A 4,517-nucleotide genomic window follows, 5' to 3' on the forward strand; every position below is an offset into this window, starting at 1 on the left:
GATGAAGAGTGTCGCGTTCGCGGTATCGACAGCTTACGTGTTGTCGACTCATCGGTTTTCCCAATCATTCCAAACGGTAATTTGAACGCCCCGACCATTATGGTTGCCGAGCGTGCTTCCGATTTGATTTTGGGTAAGCCAATGCTCAAAGCGCAGGACGTTCCAGTGTGGATTGCACCTGAGTGGCAAGAGAAGCAAAGAATAAATAAACCAGTAAGAGAAGCGTAAGCCTCTGTTATTAGTTCAAAAATAGAAAATAGTTCAAAAATAGAAAAAGCAAAAAGTAACAACAAAAATTAGTCAAAAGTCAAAAGTCAGAAGAACTGCTCTCTATCGGTGTTGATATCGAGCAGAAAAAGGAAAGATAAAAAGGAACCATTATGACGACTCTAAATATTCAGAACATGACCACGAAAACGTTAACAGCACTAGCCATCAGTTCATTTGCATTTGCATTTGGTGCTAACGCTTCTATTGAACCACAACAATGTGAAAACGTACGCTTCGCTGATGTTGGTTGGACAGACATTACCGCAACAACGGCGGTCACTTCAGAGCTACTGAAAGGCCTAGGCTACAAAACAAAAACTGACCTACTTTCAGTACCTGTTACTTACTCTTCAATGGCGAACGGCGATATTGACGTATTCCTAGGTAACTGGATGCCAACTATGGAAGGCGACATCGCTAAGTACCGCGAAGCGGGAACGGTAGAGACAGTGCGTGCCAACCTTGAAGGTGCGAAATACACACTAGCCGTACCAAAATACGTGTACGACTCTGGCGTGAAAAGCTTCGCCGACCTAGCAAAACATGCCGACAAATTTAAAGACCGCATCTACGGTATTGAGCCGGGTAACGATGGCAACCGCTTAATCCAATCAATGATTGATGCTGACGCGTTTGGCTTGAAAGATTTCAGCCTAGTGGAATCAAGTGAAGCGGGCATGGTATCGCAAGTATCTCGCGCTGCTCGTCGTAGCCAGTGGATCGTTTACCTTGGTTGGGCACCGCACCCAATGAACAGCAATGTTGAGATGGAATACCTATCAGGTGGTGACGACTTCTTCGGCCCTAACTACGGTGGCGCGAATGTTTACACCAATGTTCGTTCAAACTACGTGTCTGAATGTGCAAACGTCGGTCAACTTCTGCAAAACCTAGAGTTCACTCTAGAGATGGAAAACCAGTTGATGGAAGAGATTCTTAACCAAAAAGTGAAGCCTGAGAAAGCGGCTCAACAATGGTTGAACAATAACCCTCAACAAGTTGAAGCTTGGTTAGAGAACGTAAAAACGCATAAAGGTGAATCAGCGGCTCAAGCGGTTACTGAATACCTAAAACAAGTTAAAGCTTAGTTTTACCTACCTATCGATCTATTTATCAAAGCTCTATAAATAAAAAAGGTGGGCTTGCCAATTGTCTATTGGTTTGAAGTAGCCCACCCATAATAAAAGGCAATATTGTGAATTTTATTACGGAAAACAAAATCCCTGTTGGTCAATGGATGGAAGCGGGTGTTGATTGGCTAACAATCAATGCAGCAGGATTCTTTGACGCTATTTCGATTTTTCTAGAAACCGTCATTATGTTTTTAGTCGATGTATTTAAGTGGATGCCACCGGCTTTACCAATCGTGATGACCGCAGCGATTGCATGGTATTTACACCGTAAACCCTCGCTTGTGATTTTCGTGGTTGCAGCTTTGCTGACTATTTTAAACCTTGGCTACTGGCAAGAAATGCTGGAAACCTTTGTCCTCGTGTTTGCAGCGACAACGATTTCCGTATTAATTGGCGTTCCAGTTGGCATTATGGCCGCGCATCGCCCTTGGTTATATACGGTGCTTAGACCCATTCTTGATTTAATGCAGACGGTTCCAACGTTTGTGTATCTGATTCCGACTTTGGTTTTATTCGGCTTGGGCATCGTTCCTGGCTTAATCTCGACCATCATCTTCGCCATTGCCGCACCAATTCGTTTGACTTACTTAGGCGTCACCAAAGTACCTGAAGAGTTGATTGAAGCGGGTAAAGCGTTTGGTGCGAGCCGCATGAAATTGCTGATGAAGGTCGAATTACCGGCTGCTTTACCAAGTATTATGGCAGGTGTCACTCAATGTATTATGTTGTCGCTTTCGATGGTGGTTATCGCTGCTCTTGTCGGTGCTGACGGGCTTGGTAAACCTGTTGTTCGCGCATTGAACACAGTGAACATCTCACAAGGTTTTGAAGCCGGGCTGGCGATTGTATTAGTCGCTATCATTCTTGATCGCTTGTGCAAAACACCAAACCAGAAGGAAGCATAATCATGTCTAACTCTCAGGAAAAAAAGACAATGGACGCGATTACCATTAAGAATCTCGATGTTGTGTTTGGTGATAAGCCGAAGCAAGCGCTTGAGTTGCTCGATCAAGGTAAAACTCGCCAAGAGATCATTGATGAGACTGGCCAAGTCGTTGGCGTAGATAATGTGTCGCTGACCGTTGAAGAAGGCGAGATTTGTGTGCTGATGGGTTTGTCTGGTTCTGGTAAATCATCTTTGCTTCGCGCAGTTAACGGCTTGAATGAGATCAGCCGTGGCTCATTGGCGATCAAAGATGGAGACAAGCTGGTTGATTTAGGTGAACAGTGCGACGAAGCGACCTTGCGTCATCTTCGTACTCACCGCGTTTCTATGGTGTTCCAAAAATTTGCCCTAATGCCTTGGTTAAACGTGTTAGATAACGTGGCGTTTGGTCTAGAGATGCAAGGTGTCGCCAAAGATGTTCGTCGTGCTAAAGCGCGTGAACAACTTGAAATGGTGGGTTTGGCTGAGTGGGAAACCAAGTATCCGCATGAGCTTTCTGGCGGTATGCAGCAACGTGTTGGCCTAGCGCGTGCTTTTGCGATGGATACCGACATTCTTCTTATGGATGAACCGTTTTCAGCGCTTGATCCGCTGATTCGTGCGCAGTTGCAAGATGAGCTAATTCTATTGCAAAACAAGCTTAACAAAACGATTCTGTTCGTGAGTCATGATTTAGACGAAGCGCTGAAGATTGGTAATAACATTGCGATCATGGAGTCAGGCAAGTTGATTCAACATGGTAAGCCTGAAGAGATCGTACTCACACCAAAAACGGAATATGTGAAAGATTTTGTCGCACACACTAACCCGTTGAACGTATTGAAAGGTCGTTCGTTGATGCAGCCACTGGATTCTTTGAAACAAGAAGATGAAAGTTGGAAGATCTGTGACTCTAAAGACTTATGGATTGAGCAGAGTGAAGGTACTTTATCTGTAAAAGGTGAATCAACTTTAGCGCTTGTTGAGTGGAACGAATCTGACGATTTAACGGCAATCAGCGCGTCGAGTGTGGTAGTGGCAAGCCCAGAGATTGGCATGCGCGATGCGATTAAACTGAAACAGCTAAGTAATCATCCGATTTTGCTGGTGGAAGACAATAAACTGGTCGGTATTTTGGATAACAGTGAATTTTATAATGCGCTTACTGGTAACTTTCAGATGAATACCGCTGCGTAAAATTTCGTTTTTAAGCTTAGCAATTTAGGCTGGTTTTTTATTAGGTAGAGAGGGCTAAATCTCTCTACCTCTATGATTATTAAAATATATTATTCTTTTAGTTTGTATTCTCTGACTCATTATTTTTGCCGTCATTGAAGCTTTGATTCCCCCTTCATTAAGCAAAAGTGCCGTACCACGCAAGTTTAGTGGTATAGAAAAGATTGAGAATAGTATTAACATCAGTACAATGCGGAAAAATCAATGAAGTAAATTATCAATTTACAGTGTAATTCGAGCGATCCTAAGCTGTTCAGTTTGGAAAATCTCATCGCCACGACCCTGTAAAGTCACTCACAGTATATTAGTACAAAGGTCTGCATCTTGGATAAACATGACGAAATCTTGGTCGCTATTCGCCAAATTATTCGCGCTATCGATTTACACTCGAAAAAGCTGAGTAAAGAGTATGGTTTGACGGGCCCTCAATTGATTTTAATGCGCGCAATCCAAGAGATGGGTAATGTGACGATCAAAGAATTGTCTAATCAAACTAATGTGAGTCAAGCGACGACAACGACGATCATCGATCGCTTGGAATTGAACGGCTACGTACAACGTGTTCGCAGCTCGTCAGATCGCCGCAAAGTACACGCAAATCTGACTGAAAAAGGTCAAGAGCTACTTAACAATGCGCCACCACCGCTACAAGATAACTTCGTTAAAAAATTCCAAAATTTAGAAGCATGGGAGCAAAGCTTACTGCTTTCTTCGATGCAACGTGTGTCTGCAATGATGAACGCCGAAGACATCGACGCAGCTCCAGTTCTACAGCTTGAAGGCATTGCAAACGTCGTCAAGAGCTAACGTAGTTTTAAATTGTCTAGCTAAGAAAAAGTTTAAAGAGTTATAAAATGGTCGCATCAAGCGGCCATTTTTTGATCTTGGCCTCCCAATTTTTCTGACTTTACTAATAAAAATCATCTTTTAGTTGTAGCCTATCGATATAAGCT

Annotated in this window: 5 protein-coding genes; all 5 read left to right on the forward strand. The window is 43.2% G+C overall.

Annotated elements, in window-relative coordinates; genetic code table 11:
* A partial coding sequence (locus tag AB4496_RS20980; RefSeq protein ID WP_372131859.1) for a GMC oxidoreductase occupies positions 1-228 on the forward strand: 228 nt, incomplete at its 5' end.
* 152 nt (positions 229-380) lie between these two features.
* Positions 381-1,358, forward strand: coding sequence for a choline ABC transporter substrate-binding protein (locus tag AB4496_RS20985; protein ID WP_009845977.1), 978 nt, complete (start codon positions 381-383; stop codon positions 1,356-1,358).
* 107 nt (positions 1,359-1,465) lie between these two features.
* A complete protein-coding gene (gene choW, locus AB4496_RS20990) occupies positions 1,466-2,308 on the forward strand; it encodes a choline ABC transporter permease subunit (protein WP_009845976.1) in 843 nt (280 codons plus the stop codon).
* 2 nt (positions 2,309-2,310) lie between these two features.
* Positions 2,311-3,525, forward strand: a complete 1,215-nt coding sequence (gene choV, locus AB4496_RS20995; RefSeq protein WP_009845975.1) for a choline ABC transporter ATP-binding protein — start codon at positions 2,311-2,313, stop codon at positions 3,523-3,525.
* Between the two features lie 363 nt (positions 3,526-3,888).
* On the forward strand, positions 3,889-4,371 hold the full coding sequence (locus AB4496_RS21000; protein WP_009845974.1) for a MarR family winged helix-turn-helix transcriptional regulator: 483 nt from the start codon (positions 3,889-3,891) through the stop codon (positions 4,369-4,371).
* Positions 4,372-4,517: the final 146 nt, after the last annotated feature.

This window comes from Vibrio sp. 10N.222.46.A1, assembly GCF_041473595.1.
Classification (GTDB): Bacteria; Pseudomonadota; Gammaproteobacteria; order Enterobacterales; family Vibrionaceae; genus Vibrio; species Vibrio tasmaniensis_A.

Coding starts and splice junctions, on each gene's coding strand:
- choV (WP_009845975.1), top strand. CDS start 2,311: ATGTCTAACTCTCAGGAAAAAAAGACAATGGACGCGATTACCATTAAG.
- AB4496_RS20985 (WP_009845977.1), top strand. CDS start 381: ATGACGACTCTAAATATTCAGAACATGACCACGAAAACGTTAACAGCA.